This is a genomic window from Actinacidiphila sp. bgisy160 (genome assembly GCF_057707815.1).
In genome coordinates, this window is the sequence record NZ_JBYIQW010000039.1 from 32,740 (window position 1) to 46,411 (window position 13,672).

Consider the following 13,672-nt stretch of genomic DNA (forward strand, 5'->3'; position numbering starts at 1 on the left):
GCCGCCCCTCGCGGCGTTCCGCCGCTTCCACGGCCTCCGGCACCCTCGAAGCCCCTGACGCCACCGCGGCCCGCCGCCCCCTCAAGCGAACGGACCCGGTTTGTCTGACGCACCCTCCGGGGCGACGGAGCGCGGCGGCCGCGTTGCGGGGCCGGGCGACGCCGTTTCAGGTTCCGGCGGCGGGCAGTTCCAGCCTGAGCTCGTAGCCGCCGTCGGCCGTCGGGCCCGAGGTGACGGTGCCGCCGAGCAGCGCGGCGCGCTGCCGCAGGCCCACCAGGCCGTAATGGGCGCTGGGCAGGGGGAGCGCGGGCCGGGTGGGGGCGGTGTTGGTGACCGTGACCCGGACGGTGCCGCCCTGGTGGCGGATCCGGACCCGCGCCGAGGCCCCGGGCGCGTGCTTGCGCACGTTGGTCAGCGCCTCCTGGACGGTGCGGTAGACCGCGCGCTGCACCGTCGGCGGCAGCCCGTCCGGCAGCTCCGGCTGCAGCTCGGCCTCGATGCCGCTGCCGCTGACCAGCCGTTCCAGGTCCGCCAGGGAGGGCTGCGGGGTGAGCTCGGTGGGCCTGCCGCCGGCCGCGCGCAGCACGCTCACCATGTGCCGCAGCTCGTCCAGTGTCTGCACGCTCAGCCGCCGGATCGTCGCCGCGGCCTCCTTGACCTCGGCGTCCTGCGTGCCGACCTGCAGCGCGCCGGCCCGCACGGCGATCAGGCTGACCTGATGGGAGACCACGTCGTGCATCTCCCGGGCGAGCTGGGCGCGTTCCTTGGCCAGCACGGTCTGCGCGGTCAGCAGCCGCTCGTGGTCGCGGGCCTTGGAGATCTCGGTGAGCCGCAGCGACAGGTCCCGCCGGGCCTGCACGAGCTGCCCGAGGAAGACCGGGGCGGCGGCCGTCGCCGCCGTGTAGCTCAGGGTGATCAGGTTCGAGGGCTCGGACAGGTCGAACTTCGGAGCGGGCCACGGCGCCATGTCCGCGATCGTGAAGGCCAGCGCGCCCCCCGCCAGCAGCCAGCGGCGCCGAGAGAGCGAGGCGAGGGTGTAGAGCGCGGCCAGCGTGGCGAAGGCCGCGTCCGACACCAGCACCGCCGGCAGCGCCAGCACGAAGGTGACCAGAGGCAGGCGCCGGCGCAGCATCAGGGCGACGGCGCCGCCGAGGGCGCAGCCGAGCCGCACCGGCTCCCAAGGGTCGACGTTGACCCAGATGTCGAACAGCGCGACCGCGACGACGGCGAGGTCCACCACCACGGGCGACGGACGCCTGAACCTCATCCGCCCTCACCGTCCTGCGGTCGCCTGAGCAGCCCCGCGCGCTCCGCGAGCAGCGCGGCCTGCACCCGGCTGCCCACCTGCAGTTTGGTCAGGATGGCGCTCACATGGTCCTTCACCGTGCCCGTCCCCAGGTGCATCCGCCCGGCGATGTCCGCGTTCGACAGGCCCTCGGCCACCAGGAGCAGCACGGCGCGCTCGCGATCGGTCAGCCGTGCCACGCCGCGGGTCGCCGACTCCTGCGGGCCCGCGCCCAGGTACCCGTCCACGACCGTCCGGGTGACCTTGGACGACAGCACGGCGCCGCCCTCGGCCAGGGCCCGCACCAGAAAGGGCAGTTCCTCGGGGTCGGTGTCCTTCAGCAGGAAACCGGCCGCGCCCGAGCGGAGCGCGGTGGTCACGTACTCGTCCATGTCGAAGGTCGTCAGCATCGCCACCACCGGAGGCTGTGGCAGCCGCCGGAGCCCGGCCAGGACGGTGAGTCCGTCCACGTCCGGCATCCGGATGTCCAGCAGGACGACGTCCGGCTGGGTCTCCTTCGCCGTACGGATCGCCTGCCCGCCGGGCACCGCACCCACGACCTCGATGTCGTCCGCCGTGTCGAGGATGCGCTGGAAGCCCGTACGGATCAGGGCCTCGTCGTCGACCACCAATACCCGGATCACGTGTGCTCCACTCGCCACCGGACCCCTGCCCGATTCCTATCACGCCGCGGGCCGTCCGGCAGGGACCCGGGCCGCGTCCGGCCAGGTGACGGGGGTGCGCGGGTCAGGAGGCGGATGCGGTTCCGGACGACTGCCGGATGGGGCGCCGCGGGCACAACGCTGGAGCAATGACCAACGTAGCACCGGCCGCGCCGCCCGCAGCGGCGGGCGCGGTGGCGCCGCCCGGCCCTTCTGCGGGGCGCCGGGTCGCCCTCCACCTCGCCCGCGGTCCCGCGGTGCCCCGGCCTCCCGGGGGCGGGCCGGTGGGCCGGGCGATGGAGACGTCCCGCGGCCGCCCCTCGCCGGTCGCCCAGCATGGCCGGACGGCCTTCCCGACCCTGGGCAACACCGGCGTCGCCCTCGTCGTCCTCGTCGGCCGCCGCGCCGTGCTGCGGCGCCTGGCCGTACGGGTCTCCTCATCCTGCCCACCCGGCTGATCAACCGACGTCGCCGGGCGGAGCACGTTCCGCCGATGGTGGGGGCCGTCCTCGAGGCGCGGACGGCGCGGACGGCGCGGGACGAGTGCCGTCTGCGCGTGCGGGAGGGCTTGTGGGCGGCGGGGACGAGGCGGAGACCGCTGCCGACGTGCTCGCGGCCCTGGGCCACGACGACGAGCGGTCCGCCTACGTCCAGGCGGTGCCGCGCCCGGATGCGGGCCAACCGGTAGCGGGGACGCCGACCCGGATCCGGCCGCCCGGAGGGCGTCAGTAGTGGGCGGCCTTGGCGTGTTCCAGGGCGACGCGAACGGCCGCCGACAGGGTTTCGATGTCAAACGCACGGTAGTGGCGGCGGCCGTTGATGAAGAAGGTCGGCGTTCCCGACACATTGCTCAGGTCGGCGGATTCGGCGTCCTCGGCGACCCGGACCGCGACGGCGCGGGTCTCCAGGTCGTGCCGGAAGCGCTCCATGTCGAGCCCGATCGCCGCGGCCAGCCGTTCCAGTCCGCGGATGTCGAGCGCCTGCGGGTGGGCGAAGATCTGGTCGTGCATCTCCCAGAAGCGGTCCTGCTCGGCCGCGGCCTCCGCGGCGCGGGCGGCCTGGACGGCGTGGGGGTGCACGTCGGCGAGCGGCAGATGGCGCCACACGTACCGGACGTCGCCGAAGTCCGCGAGCAGGTCGCGGATGACGGGCTCCGCCTCGCCGCAGTAGGGGCACTCGAAGTCGCCGTACTCGACCACGGTGACCAGGGCGTCGTGCGGGCCGCGGATGTGGTCGCGTTCCGGGTCCACGGGGACGGCCAGGTCCTCCAGCTGCTGCGCCTTGCCGAGCAGCGCCCGCCGGCGCATCGTCCGGGGCAGCCGGGACAGGACGAGCGTCACACACCAGGTGAGCAGGAAGGAGACGAGCACCGCGGCGAGGATGCCGACCTTCGCCTCGGCCAGCCGCCCGCCCTGGAACGCGCGGTCGGCGATGAGCAGGGCAATGGTGAAGCCGATGCCGGAGATGGTGCCCCCGGCCGTCACCGCCCCCCAGCCGACCGGCGGGCGCAGCCGGCCGCGGCTGAGCCGCGTGGTCAGCGCCGAGGCGCCCACGATGCCGAGGGGTTTACCCAGCACGTAGGCGACGAGGATGCCGAGGGCGACAGGGGAGGTGAACGCGGCCGTCAACTGTCGTGCGTCGAGGGTGATGCCTGCGTTCGCCAGGGCGAAGGCGGGGACGATCAGATAGCTGCTCCAGGGGTGGAACAACTCCTGCAGCCGGGAGTTGAGCGACACCGACAGCGCCAGGCCCCGCCGGGCGTCGCGTTCCAGCGCGGGTGTGGGTTGCTCCCTGAACCGCAGGTAGAGCGTGCTGGCCCGGCGCAGGTCGGCGCCGCGCGCCGGGTGGTCGCAGGCCATCAGACCGAGCGCCAGCCCGGTGACGACGGGGTCCACCCCCGAGCCGAGCAGGGCGAACCAGACGGCCACGCCGGTCAGCGCGAAGGCGGCGCCGCGGAACTCGCCGCAGGTCCGCACGATGGAATTGGACGCCGCGAGCCCGACGGCGAAGAGGCCGATGGCGACGAACAGTTCGGGCCAGGAGATGCCGCTGGTGTAGGCGAACGCGATGACGCTGAGCGCGATGAAGTCGTCGACGACGGCCGCGGTCAGGATGAACGCCCTGGTGGCCGCGGGGAGTCTGCGGCCCAGCAGGGCGTACAGCCCGAGGGCGAACGCGGTGTCGGTGGAGATGACCGTGCCCCAGCCGCGTGCGTCGGGGGTGCCGTGGGTGAAGACGAGGTAGAGGGCGAGCGGCACGAGCATCCCGGCCAGCCCGGCCGTCGTCGGCAGGGTGATCCGGGTCCGTTCGCGGAACTCGCCGAGGTCGAACTCCCGGCGGGCCTCCAGGCCGACGATGAAGAAGAACAGCGTCATCAGCCCGCTGTTGATCCACTCCCGCAGGTCGAGGGAGACGCCCCGCGAGCCCAGAGTGAGCGACAGATGGGTGTGCCACACCGACTCATAGCTCCCCGGCGCCAGGTTGGCCCAGGCAAGGGCGATGATCGTGGCCGCCAGCAGGAAACCGGCGCCCGCGGTCTCGGTGCGCAGGAAACGCAGACGCGGAGTGGTCACGCCGAGATGGCGCGGGGTCTGCTCCGCTGCTCGCAGTGACGAGAACCCACTCACCCGCACATCGTGGCACGAGCCCGCCCCGGCGGCCCGTCGCACGGCGTACGGGCCCGTCGGGCGACTGCGGGGGCGCCGCGTGGAGCCCGCCCGCCTACGCACGGCGACCGCTCCGGCCGTCGCGGGCCCGGCGGTTGGCGCCTCGGCGCCGGACGTTCGAGACTGCAAGGAGACGACTTCTTCCCGTACGGCCGGACAAGCGCCCACGACCTTGTGGCAGCGGGCCGCTGGGACGTGGACGGTCGTGAACCCTCAGGGATTACATGATGGACAAATCAGCCGAGGTCCGTCGGTGCGAACAGGATGAAGCCTCAACCACCGGGGGTGATCGTGCCGGTCCTGGGACCGGCACGACAAGGATTCTGGCGGAGACCCTGGCCGGCGTCGTGCACACCGAGCAGGTATGCGTCGACAGCCACTTCTTCGACGACCTGGGCGCCGACTCGCTGGTGATGGCGCACTTCTGCGCACGGCTGAGGAAACGGCCGGACGCGCCGTCGGTGTCGATGAAGGAGATCTACCGGCACCCCACGATCCGCAGCCTGGCGGCCGCCCTCGAGGAGGCCGCACCGGCCGCCTCCGCCCCTTCCCCGGCGGCCGCTCCCGGCTCCGTACGCGCCTCGTCCGCGGCAGGCGCGCAGAGGCAGAACGGCGACGGCGCCTCGCGCGCCGCGGTGCCGGGATCGGTGATGGCGCCGCCGTCCGGCCGCCCGCACTACGTCCTGTGCGCGACGCTGCAGCTCGCCTTCTTCGTGGCGTACTCCTTCGGGGCCGCGCTCGTCCTCACCAAGGGTGTGGACTGGATCGCCGGGGCCTCGGGCCTGGTCGACACCTACCTGCGGGCGATCGCCTTCGGCGGCGTGGCCTTCGCCGCGGTCTGCGTGCTGCCCATCGTCGCCAAATGGGTGCTCGTCGGCCGGTGGCGGCCCCGGCAGATCCGCATCTGGAGCATGGACTACCTGCGCTTCTGGTGCGTCAAGACGCTCATCCGGTCGGATCCGCTGGTGTTCTTCCACGGGTCGCCGCTGTACACGCTGTACCTGCGGGCCCTCGGCGCGAGGATCGGGCGCCGGGTCACCGTCCTGTCACGGCGCGTGCCGGTCTGCACCGACCTGCTCACCGTCGGCGACGACACGGTGATCCGCAAGGACGTGTTCTTCTCCTGCTACCGCGCCGAATCCGGGGTGATCCGGACCGGCCCCGTCACGCTCGGCAAGGATGTGCTCGTCGGCGAGGTGACGGTGATCGACATCGACACGGCCATGGGCGACGGTACCCAGCTCGGGCACGCCTCCTCGCTGCACGCCGGACAGCGCGTGCCCGACGGTGAGCACTGGCACGGATCCCCGGCCCAGCCGGCCGACGTCGACTACCGGGCCGTCGGCCCGGCCCGCTGCGGCGCCGCGCGGAGGGCGGGCTACTCCCTCTCGCAGTTGCTGGGAGCGGTCCTCGTCCACGTGCCGCTGGCCGTCGCCGGCTCGGTGCTGCTGTTCGCCGCCGTGCCGCAGTTCGCCTCGCTCGTGGAGCCGGGTCCCACCGCGCTGACGGCCTGGGACTTCTACGCCGACGCCCTGGTCACCTCGATCGCCCTGTTCTTCGGCGCCGTGGTGCTCGGCCTGCTGTTCACGGTGACGGTCCCGCGCGTGCTGAACCTCGCCGTCCGGCCGGACACGGTCTACCCCCTGTTCGGCTTCCGGTACGGCATGCACCGGACCATCGGCTTCCTGAGCAACCGGCGTTTCTTCAAGACCCTGTTCGGCGACAGCTCGGCCATCGTCCACTACCTCGGCGGCCTGGGCTACCGGCTCTCCCGCGTGGAGCAGACCGGGTCGAACTTCGGCACGATCATGAAGCAGGACAACCCGTTCCTCAGTGCCGTCGGCCGGGGCACGATGGTGGCCGACGGGCTGTCGATCATCAACGCCGACTTCTCCAGCTCGTCCTTCTGCGTCTCGCGGGTCACCATCGGGGCGCACAACTTCGTCGGCAACTACGTCGCCTACCCGTCGCAGGGCAGGACGGGGGACAACTGCCTGCTGGCGACCAAGGTCATGGTCCCGGTGGACGGGAAGGTACGGGAGGACGTCGGCCTGCTGGGCTCGCCCAGCTTCGAGATCCCGAGGTCCGTCCTGCGGGACAGCAAGTTCGACCACCTCAAGGACGGCGAGATTTTCCGCCGCCGCCTGGCGGCGAAGAACAAGCACAACGTCTTCACCATGGCGCTGCACCTGCTCGCGCGGTGGGTCTTCTTCTTCTGGGTGGCCCTGGTGGTGTCGGTGGCCGCGGACCTGTACGACGCGCTCGGGGTGTCGGTGATCGCCCTCGCCAACCTCCTCACGCTCGTCTTCACCGTCGCCGACATGGTGCTGTCCGAACGCGTCGCCACCGGCTTCCGGGGGCTGCGGCCGCTGTACTGCTCGATCTACGAACGTCCCTTCTGGCGGCACGAGCGGTACTGGAAGGTCACGAGCGTGAGCGAGGCGATCATGGTCTTCAACGGCACACCCTTCAAAAGCGTCGTCTGGCGTTGGATGGGCGTCCGGGTCGGCCGACGGGTCTTCGACGACGGCTGCTACTTCCCGGAGCGCTCCCTGGTCAGCATCGGGGACGAGTGCGTCCTCAACGAAGGCAGCCGGATCCAGTGCCACTCCCAGGAGGACGGCACCTTCAAGTCCGATCACAGCGCCCTCGGGGCCGGCTGCACCGTCGGCGTCGGCGCCCTCGTCCACTACGGCGTGACGATGGGCGACGAGGCGGTCCTCGCGCCCGACTCCTTCCTGATGAAGGGCGAGGAGATGCCGCCTGGCGCCCGCTGGGCAGGAAACCCCGCCCGGGAGATGCCGGACGAACTGCCGGTGCCCCCGGCGCACCGCGACGCCGCGGCCACCGCCCGGACCGGCTGAGCGGCGGCGCCGCGCCGCGCTCCGTGACCCTCCGGGCACTGCGGTGGCACGCGCGTCCGATCGGGCCAAAACTGGTGGAGTACGGGCAAATCGACTGCGGCGGGCGCCACTCAGCCGTTGTGGGCCCGCCGGACGGATGGGCAAGGTGACGACTTCCCCCTTCGGGTCCGGCGACCCGTTCTCCGACCTGTTCGACCACTTCCTCGGGATGAGCCCGGCGGCCTCGCCGCCGCCGTCCAGCGCGTACCCGTCGGGCGACTGCTCGGCGACTCCTCCGACGAACTGCTGGCGGCAGCCGCGAGCCGCGCGGCCGCGGACGGCGCCGACCTCGGCGCCGAGCACCTGCTCTGGGCGGCCACCCGCTTACCGGCGGGCAGGCAGTTGCCGGCCGGCGCACGGCCGTTGCGCCGCACCATCCAAACCGAACTCGACAAAGGGCTCTCCAAGATGCTGCTCGACGGCACCCTCAACCCCGGGGACACCGTCGTCGCCGACATCAAGGACGGGCGGTTGTCCCTCGGTCTCAAGGAGGGCCAATCGCGGGAGCCGGCCAAGGAGGCGGCCGCGTCGGACGGTTGACCCCGGCCCACCAAGCAGCTCACGGGCGGGCATCCGCCCCGGGCCCGCGCCCTCCCCGCAACCGTACGGGGCGGGCGCCGGGAGGAGACGGAAATGACCGGTCACATGTACCTCGCCTACGACTACCCGGTCCTGGGTGCGTTCTGGACGATGATGTGGATCTTCCTGTGGGTCATCTGGATCTTCCTCATCGTCCGCGTCGTGATGGACGTCTTCCGTGACGACGCCATGAACGGATGGGCCAAGGCGGCATGGCTGCTCTTCGTGCTCGTCCTCCCCTTCGTCGGGATCCTCGCCTACCTCCTGTTCCGCGGCGCGGGCATGGGCAAGCGCGAGGCGGAGCAGATGCGCACCCGCCAGAAGGCGTTCGACGACTACGTCCGGCAGACCGCGGGCGGCGCCGGCACGGCGGCGGGCGAGGCCGACGCACTCGCCAAGCTCTCGGAGCTCAAGGCGAAGGGCGACCTGACGGAGGAGGAGTTCCAGCGCTTCAAGGAGAAGGTCCTGCACTGAGCCGTCCTCGTCGCGCGGCGGCCCACGCCGCCGCGCGCAGCGCCGGGAGAACACCATGAACGCAACGTACGGACACGCCACGACGCGAGGGCCGGCCGACCCCGACGAGGTGCTCGGCAAGTTGGGCGGCTCCTGGGGATGGTCCCTGGGCTTCGCGCTCGCGACGCTCGTGGCGGGGGTGATCGTGCTGGCCTGGCCGGACGAGACGCTGCACGTACTGGCGATCGTCATAGGCCTCTACTTGCTGGTCACGGGGGTCTTCCGGTTCGTCACGGCGTTCTCCCGCCGTGACGGCGGGAGCAGGGTGACGGCTGTGATCGTCGCGGTGGTCGCCGTGCTCGCGGGGGTGCTGTGCCTGCGGCACCCGCTGCAGACCGCCGCGGTGCTCTCCCTCGTCCTCGGCGCGTACTGGCTGGTGTCCGGGCTGCTGGTGGCGTTCATCGCCGTCGCGGGGCGGGACATGCCGTACCGAGGGGCGGCCTTCGCCGTGGCCGCGCTCGGGGTCGTCGCCGGGATCGTGGTGCTCGCGTTCCCCGTGCAGTCGGCGGTCGCGCTGGCCCGGCTGGTCGGGCTGTGGCTCGTCCTGCTGGGCCTGGCCGAGGCGGCGCTGGCGCTCGCCTTGCGCTCGCTCGCGAAACGTCCGGCGTCCCCCCGCCCACCCGTGTGATGAGGCGTCCGCGGCCTGCGCGGGCGGGGCCGGGGCCCGCCCGGCCCGGAGGCCGGGGCCCGTCAGCCCGTGAACGCCTCGACCAGGGTCCAGGCGGCCAGACCCGCCATGCAGACACCGCCGACGCGCTGGATGGTCTTCAGCGGGACCTTCTTGGCGATGAACCGGCCCACCACCAGGGCCAACGCGGAGACCGACATCAGGGCGACGGCCGAGCCGACGGCCGTCGGCAGCCAGCCGTTGGTGGCGGCGAGGTTGGCGGTGGTGATCTGCGTGAGGTCGCCCCACTCGCTGATGAAGACGGCCGTGAACGCGGTGGAGTACACCGGCCAGAACCCAGTCACGGTCCTGCCTGCCTCGTCGTGGTCGTCGTCGCCCCCGCCCCGCAGCAGCACCACAGCGCCGAAGGCGAACAGGGCGGCGGAGACCAGTTTCACCGCCATGCCCGGCAGCAGGCTGATCAGGCTGCCGGCGCCCACGGCGATGGCCACGTGCACGATGAAGGCGGTCGAGGTGCCGAACCAGACGTACAGCGGGCGCATGCGCGTGCCCATCGCCAGCGAGGCGAACATCGTCTTGTCCGGGAGCTCGGCGAGGAAGATCAGCCCGAAGGCGGTGACGAGCGCCAGGGGGTCGAAGGTCATTCCGGTGCTTTCTGCTGGGGCCGGACCGCGGACTCGGCGACACCCAGGGGGCGACGGGAAGCGCCATCGGCCCGGCACGACGGAGCAGCCCGCACGGTGATGCGGACCACGTCTTGCCTTGGCCGAAGGTCTCGTCCACCCCCGCACCCGGTGCGGCGGCCCGGTGGCCGGGACGTCCAGGACGTCCAGTGTGTCGACCAGCCGGTATCGCGGGACTACTCCCCTTCGCTGCACCCAGTGTACCCAACGCCCCGATCGGCCCCGCCGCCCCGGCCGCGCAGGCGTGCGCCCCAGTGCGACGCCTGCCCGTTCGGTTGGCGGCGCGGGATACTGGGCGCATGAAGCTCACGGTGTTCTGGGAACGGATGCGCGCGCACTTCGGCGAGACCTACGCCGACTCCTTCGCGCGCGATCATGTCATGTCCGAGCTCGGCGGTCGGACCGTGCACCAGGCACTGGACGAGGGCTGGGAGACCAAGGACGTGTGGCGGGCGGTGTGCGTGGCCGTCGACGTACCGGCCGCGCGCCGCTGAGCGGGGGTGGGACTGAGGCCGTGGCGGGAAGCGACGAGACGATAGCCGGGGCGGCCGCGGGTCCGCGGTCGCCGGGGGAGCCCGGGGAGCCGGGAGACGGAACGGGGGCAGGGGAGGGCGTGCGGGGTTCCGCGATGCCGCGCTGGCTGCCGAGGGCGATGCTGCTGGCGTTCGCGCTGCTGGCCGCCTTCCAACTGGCGAACTGGGCGTTCCACCAGGTCATCGGACTGCTGGTGAACATCCTGCTGGCCTTCTTCGGCGCCCTGGCGATCGAGCCGGCGGTGGACTGGATGGCCGCGCGCGGCATGCGCAGGGGGTGGGCGACCGGGCTGGTGTTCCTGCTCGTGCTCGCCGCGGGCGGGACCTTCGTGGTGCTGCTCGGCTCCCTGCTGGTGGACCAGATCACTTCGATCGGCCGCAATCTGCCGGAGTACGTCGACGACGTGGTCGTGTGGGTCAACCAGACCTTCGGCACCGACCTGTCCGTCGGCAAGCTGCAGGAGAACGTGCTGCACTCCGACTGGCTGCGCGACTACGTGCAGCGGCAGGCGGGCAATGTGTGGGGGCTGTCGGCGACGGTCCTCGGCGGGGTCTTCCAGGTGCTGACGATCAGCCTGTTCACCTTCTACTTCGCCGCCGACGGGCCCCGGATGCGGCGCGCCGTGTGCTCGGTGCTGCCGCCCGCCCGGCAGGCCGAGGTGCTGCGGGCCTGGGAGATCGCGGTCGCCAAGACCGGCGGCTACCTGTACTCGCGGGCACTGATGGCGCTGATCTCGGGCGTCGCCCACTACGTGCTGTTCGTGGTCATCGGGGTGCCGTACGCGCCGGCGCTGGCGGTCTGGGTCGGCGTGGTCTCGCAGTTCGTGCCGACGGTCGGTACGTACCTGGCGGGGGCGCTGCCGATGCTGATCGCGTTCACGCAGGACCCGTGGGACGCGGTGTGGGTGCTCGGCTTCGTCGTGGTCTACCAGCAGTTCGAGAACTACGTGCTGCAGCCGCGGATCACCGCGCGCACCGTCGACATCCACCCCGCGGTGGCCTTCGGGTCGGTGATCGCCGGCACCGCGCTGCTGGGGGCGGTGGGCGCGCTGGTGGCGATCCCAGCGACCGCGACGCTGCAGGGTTTCCTCGGGGCCTACGTGAAGCGGTACGCCGTCACGGACCCGCGGGCGCACGGGCCGCAGCGGCGGCCGCTGTTCCGGTGGTGGTCGCGGGCCGGCCGGGGGAGCGGTCGGGGCGACGGTCCGGGCAACGGCAACGGTCCTGAGGGGGCCGCCGGGGACGGCCGGGACCGCCGGGACGGGGCGGGCGACGGGGGCGACTGAGGTTCGCGAGTCGCTTGACACAAAAATCGAACATCCATTCTCATGGATGTCCCGGGCCCGGTTTCCCAATGGTTTTCACGGACTTCCGTGGGTTGTCCACAGGCCGGGGGCGGCGTCGGGACGCATTGTCAGTGGCAGGCAGTAGCGTCATGGACGTGAAGCGAACGACTCAGACACCCAGGGTGGAACCCATGGCAGGAACCGACCGCGACAAGGCGCTCGACGCCGCGCTCGCACAGATTGAACGGCAGTTCGGCAAGGGTGCCGTCATGCGCCTCGGCGATCGGCCGAACGAGCCCATCGAGGTCATCTCGACGGGATCCACCGCCCTGGACGTCGCCCTCGGCGTCGGCGGTCTCCCGCGCGGCCGCGTGGTGGAGGTCTACGGCCCGGAGTCCTCCGGCAAGACGACTCTGACCCTGCACGCGGTGGCCAATGCCCAGCGGGCCGGCGGCAAGGTCGCCTTCGTGGACGCCGAGCACGCCCTCGATCCGGAGTACGCCCGCCGCCTCGGCGTGGACGTGGACGCGCTGCTGCTGTCCCAGCCGGACAACGGTGAGCAGGCTCTCGAGATCACCGACATGCTGATCCGCTCCGGCGCGCTGGACCTCATCGTGATCGACTCCGTGGCGGCCCTCGTGCCGCGGGCCGAGATCGAGGGCGAGATGGGCGACTCGCACGTGGGTCTGCAGGCCCGCCTGATGAGCCAGGCGCTGCGCAAGATCACCGGTGCGCTCAGCCAGTCCAAGACCACCGCGATCTTCATCAACCAGCTCCGCGAGAAGGTCGGCGTGATGTTCGGCTCCCCGGAGACCACGACCGGTGGCCGGGCGCTGAAGTTCTACGCCTCCGTGCGTCTGGACATCCGCCGCATCGAGACCCTCAAGGACGGCACCGAGGCGGTCGGCAACCGCACCCGCGTCAAGGTCGTCAAGAACAAGGTCGCGCCGCCCTTCAAGCAGGCCGAGTTCGACATCCTCTACGGCCAGGGCATCAGCCGCGAGGGCGGCCTGATCGACATGGGCGTGGAACACGGCTTCATCCGCAAGTCCGGTGCCTGGTACACCTACGAGGGCGACCAGCTCGGCCAGGGCAAGGAGAACGCGCGGAACTTCCTGCGCGACAACCCCGACCTCGCCGACGAGATCGAGAAGAAGATCAAGGAGAAGCTCGGCATCGGCGTCCGGCCGGAGGCCCCGGCTGATGAGGCCGGCACCGAGGCGGCCGCTCCCGCCGCCGCAGCGGCCGACCCGGCCAAGGCCGACGCCGCGACCGTCCCGGCGCCCAAGGCCGCCAAGGCGACCAAGGCCGCGGCCGCCAAGGCCTGACGGTGGCGTACGGGCACAAGGATCGAGGCGGCTCTTTCGCCCCCTCCTCGCCCGTTCCCGGGCAGGAGGGGCCCAGGGCGGAGCAGGAGCGCCCGCTCGACCCCGTGGAGCAGGCGCGGGCGCTCTGCCTGCGCCTGCTCACGGGGACCCCTCGCACCCGCAAGCAGCTGGCCGACGCCATGCGCCGCCGGGAGATCCCGGAGGAGGCGGCTGAGCATGTGCTGGAGCGGTTCGAGGACGTCGGGCTCATCGACGACCAGGCGTTCGCCAATGCCTGGGTGGAGTCCCGGCACCACGGCCGAGGCCTCGCCCGGCGCGCCCTCGCCCAGGAACTGCGCACCCGGGGAGTGGACGCCGAGGCGATCGGCCACGCCGTGGGGCAGCTCGACGCGGAGCAGGAGGAGCAGACGGCCCGTGCCCTCGTCGACCGCAAGCTCCGGGCCACCCGTGGCCTGGAGAAGGAGAAGCGGATCCGCCGGCTCGCCGGGATGCTCGCCCGCAAGGGGTACGCGGAGGGGCTCGCCCTGAGGGTGGTTCGCCGCGCCCTGGAGGAGGAGGGCGAGGACCCGGAGTTGCTGGAGCACTACCTGCCCGACTGAACCTCCG

Annotated in this window: 12 protein-coding genes and 2 pseudogenes; 10 read left to right on the plus strand and 4 right to left on the minus strand. The window is 72.1% G+C overall.

Annotated features, from left to right (window positions below):
• Positions 1-166: 166 nt before the first annotated feature.
• Complete coding sequence (locus AC3EUJ_RS26195) at positions 167-1,267, minus strand: sensor histidine kinase (protein ID WP_431965429.1); 1,101 nt, start codon at positions 1,265-1,267, stop codon at positions 167-169.
• On the minus strand, positions 1,264-1,929 hold the full coding sequence (locus AC3EUJ_RS26200) for a response regulator (protein ID WP_431965431.1): 666 nt from the start codon (positions 1,927-1,929) through the stop codon (positions 1,264-1,266). The genes AC3EUJ_RS26195 and AC3EUJ_RS26200 overlap by 4 nt, the downstream gene beginning before the upstream one ends.
• Positions 1,930-2,096: 167 nt before the next feature.
• On the opposite strand from AC3EUJ_RS26200, the gene AC3EUJ_RS26205 reads away from it, so the two are divergent.
• Entirely contained in the window at positions 2,097-2,405 is a 309-nt protein-coding gene (locus AC3EUJ_RS26205; protein WP_431965433.1) for a hypothetical protein, read from the plus strand.
• Positions 2,406-2,672: 267 nt separating this feature from the next.
• On the opposite strand, the gene AC3EUJ_RS26210 is transcribed toward AC3EUJ_RS26205, so the two are convergent.
• On the minus strand, positions 2,673-4,520 hold the full coding sequence (locus AC3EUJ_RS26210; RefSeq protein WP_431965435.1) for a Na+/H+ antiporter NhaA: 1,848 nt from the start codon (positions 4,518-4,520) through the stop codon (positions 2,673-2,675).
• 317 nt (positions 4,521-4,837) lie between these two features.
• Here AC3EUJ_RS26210 and AC3EUJ_RS26215 point away from each other — a divergent pair, with 317 nt between their 5' ends.
• From AC3EUJ_RS26215 to AC3EUJ_RS26235, 5 genes and pseudogenes are all read left to right on the plus strand, one after another.
• Entirely contained in the window at positions 4,838-7,477 is a 2,640-nt protein-coding gene (locus AC3EUJ_RS26215; protein WP_431965437.1) for a Pls/PosA family non-ribosomal peptide synthetase, read from the plus strand.
• 136 nt (positions 7,478-7,613) lie between these two features.
• Positions 7,614-7,879, plus strand: a pseudogene (locus AC3EUJ_RS26220) (ATP-dependent Clp protease ATP-binding subunit); the annotation flags it as partial.
• The gene (locus tag AC3EUJ_RS26225; protein ID WP_431965497.1) at positions 7,880-8,056 is read left to right on the plus strand and encodes a hypothetical protein; all 177 of its coding nucleotides are present in this window, start codon (positions 7,880-7,882) and stop codon (positions 8,054-8,056) included. It begins immediately after the preceding pseudogene.
• A 93-nt stretch (positions 8,057-8,149) separates the two neighbouring features.
• On the plus strand, positions 8,150-8,569 hold the full coding sequence (locus tag AC3EUJ_RS26230; protein WP_431965439.1) for an SHOCT domain-containing protein: 420 nt from the start codon (positions 8,150-8,152) through the stop codon (positions 8,567-8,569).
• A 55-nt stretch (positions 8,570-8,624) separates the two neighbouring features.
• Entirely contained in the window at positions 8,625-9,236 is a 612-nt protein-coding gene (locus AC3EUJ_RS26235) for an HdeD family acid-resistance protein (protein ID WP_431965441.1), read from the plus strand.
• Positions 9,237-9,298: 62 nt separating this feature from the next.
• Here AC3EUJ_RS26235 and AC3EUJ_RS26240 read toward each other — a convergent pair whose 3' ends face one another.
• Positions 9,299-9,880, minus strand: a complete 582-nt coding sequence (locus tag AC3EUJ_RS26240; RefSeq protein WP_431965443.1) for a TMEM165/GDT1 family protein — start codon at positions 9,878-9,880, stop codon at positions 9,299-9,301.
• 338 nt (positions 9,881-10,218) lie between these two features.
• On the opposite strand from AC3EUJ_RS26240, the gene AC3EUJ_RS26245 reads away from it, so the two are divergent.
• The 4 genes and pseudogenes from AC3EUJ_RS26245 to recX form a co-directional block, all read left to right on the plus strand.
• The gene (locus AC3EUJ_RS26245) at positions 10,219-10,413 is read left to right on the plus strand and encodes a DUF3046 domain-containing protein (protein WP_431965445.1); all 195 of its coding nucleotides are present in this window, start codon (positions 10,219-10,221) and stop codon (positions 10,411-10,413) included.
• 134 nt (positions 10,414-10,547) lie between these two features.
• The gene (locus AC3EUJ_RS26250) at positions 10,548-11,738 is read left to right on the plus strand and encodes an AI-2E family transporter (RefSeq protein ID WP_431965499.1); all 1,191 of its coding nucleotides are present in this window, start codon (positions 10,548-10,550) and stop codon (positions 11,736-11,738) included.
• A gap of 191 nt (positions 11,739-11,929) precedes the next feature.
• Positions 11,930-13,066, plus strand: a complete 1,137-nt coding sequence (gene recA, locus AC3EUJ_RS26255) for a recombinase RecA (protein WP_431965447.1) — start codon at positions 11,930-11,932, stop codon at positions 13,064-13,066.
• A pseudogene (recX, locus tag AC3EUJ_RS26260) lies at positions 12,961-13,665 on the plus strand (recombination regulator RecX); the annotation flags it as partial. The gene recA and the pseudogene recX, both read left to right, overlap by 106 nt.
• Positions 13,666-13,672: the final 7 nt, after the last annotated feature.

Excerpts from the sequence above, each read along its gene's own strand:
- AC3EUJ_RS26235 (WP_431965441.1), top strand. The coding sequence starts at position 8,625 with ATGAACGCAACGTACGGACACGCCACGACGCGAGGGCCGGCCGACCCC.
- AC3EUJ_RS26250 (WP_431965499.1), top strand. The coding sequence starts at position 10,548 with ATGCCGCGCTGGCTGCCGAGGGCGATGCTGCTGGCGTTCGCGCTGCTG.
- AC3EUJ_RS26230 (WP_431965439.1), top strand. The coding sequence starts at position 8,150 with ATGACCGGTCACATGTACCTCGCCTACGACTACCCGGTCCTGGGTGCG.
- recA (WP_431965447.1), top strand. The coding sequence starts at position 11,930 with ATGGCAGGAACCGACCGCGACAAGGCGCTCGACGCCGCGCTCGCACAG.
- AC3EUJ_RS26195 (WP_431965429.1), bottom strand. The coding sequence starts at position 1,267 with ATGAGGTTCAGGCGTCCGTCGCCCGTGGTGGTGGACCTCGCCGTCGTC.
- AC3EUJ_RS26205 (WP_431965433.1), top strand. The coding sequence starts at position 2,097 with ATGACCAACGTAGCACCGGCCGCGCCGCCCGCAGCGGCGGGCGCGGTG.
- AC3EUJ_RS26240 (WP_431965443.1), bottom strand. The coding sequence starts at position 9,880 with ATGACCTTCGACCCCCTGGCGCTCGTCACCGCCTTCGGGCTGATCTTC.
- AC3EUJ_RS26215 (WP_431965437.1), top strand. The coding sequence starts at position 4,838 with ATGATGGACAAATCAGCCGAGGTCCGTCGGTGCGAACAGGATGAAGCC.
- AC3EUJ_RS26245 (WP_431965445.1), top strand. The coding sequence starts at position 10,219 with ATGAAGCTCACGGTGTTCTGGGAACGGATGCGCGCGCACTTCGGCGAG.